The sequence below is a fragment of the Desulfovibrio sp. ZJ369 genome (genome assembly GCF_011039085.1).
In the GTDB taxonomy this organism is placed as follows: domain Bacteria; phylum Desulfobacterota; class Desulfovibrionia; order Desulfovibrionales; family Desulfovibrionaceae; genus Desulfovibrio.
On record NZ_JAAKEI010000103.1, the window covers coordinates 1 to 967 of the forward strand.

At 49.4% G+C, this 967-nt stretch carries 2 protein-coding genes and 1 pseudogene; 2 read left to right on the top strand and 1 reads right to left on the bottom strand.

The window, feature by feature from the left end:
• Positions 1 to 268 (top strand): transposase (locus G7Y51_RS13480; RefSeq protein WP_165178271.1); only part of this gene is annotated, 268 nt, incomplete at its 5' end.
• Between the two features lie 12 nt (positions 269 to 280).
• The gene (locus G7Y51_RS13485) at positions 281 to 448 is read left to right on the top strand and encodes a hypothetical protein (protein WP_165178273.1); all 168 of its coding nucleotides are present in this window, start codon (positions 281 to 283) and stop codon (positions 446 to 448) included.
• Between the two features lie 241 nt (positions 449 to 689).
• On the opposite strand, the pseudogene G7Y51_RS13855 reads toward G7Y51_RS13485, so the two are convergent.
• Positions 690 to 839 (bottom strand): annotated as a pseudogene (locus G7Y51_RS13855) (integrase); the annotation flags it as partial.
• Between the last annotated feature and the right edge of the window lie 128 nt (positions 840 to 967).

The following is a 967-nucleotide window of genomic DNA, read 5'->3' on the forward strand; positions in this document are numbered from 1 at the left end:
CCTGCTTGGGGATAAAGGTTATGACAGTGATGCTTTCGTGGAAAAGGTGGAAGCAAATGGATCGACAGCGGTCATCCCGCCACGCAAAAATCGGGAAAAACAACGTGATTATGACAACTGCTTGTATAAATTGAGACATCTTGTTGAAAATGCATTTCAGGTTTTGAAGCAGTGGCGAGGTGTGGCTACCAGATATGCAAAAAATACCGCCTCCTTCCTTGCTGCAGTTCATATTCGCTGTATAGCTATCTGGGCTAAAATCAAATGACGACATACCCTAGTGCCGATTCCTGGGACCAAAACCATCCCCCGCCTGCAAGAGAACAGCGGAGCCGACGAAGTTGCTTTCACCCCGCAGGAACTGGAAGACATCCGCACGCGGCTGGAACGGATCGAAATCGTCGGAGCGCGTTATCCGAAGGAACAGGAAGCCTTGACCGGACTGTAAGCGGGGCGTTCGACCAGGGCTCCGGATAAAACATGCTCCTTCTCAATTCGAGAGCATTTTTTGATTGAAAATATCTATTTTCAACCACTTGGCTGCCATCATTTCGCGTGCAGGCTTCAGCCGTTGCGACGAAGGAAGCTACGGATGGAGACAGCAATGAGTTACCACAAAAAACATTCAACGAAACCGCTGTCGCCATCCGTAAGGCTCGCAGACTCGCCAACGGCTGGCGCAAGCAAGCAAAATCAGCCCATTCCTGAAGCATCTTGCGGCGTTCTGGAAGGTATTCCACTCTGTTATAAATTCCTCTTATCTTTTCGCGAGGATTATGGGCAAGCTGTTTTTCGATCACGTCGGCGGGATATCCCTGCTCGTTGAGCAGGGTAGAAGCCTAGAGCAGATTAACTTTAAATTTTTTCATACCCGCACGATTCAAACCAGCCCTGGGCATCATTCTGTGTGATCATGCTCAGGGCTTTCGCTACTACCGCATAAAGCTCTTCATGGGTACGGGCCTTC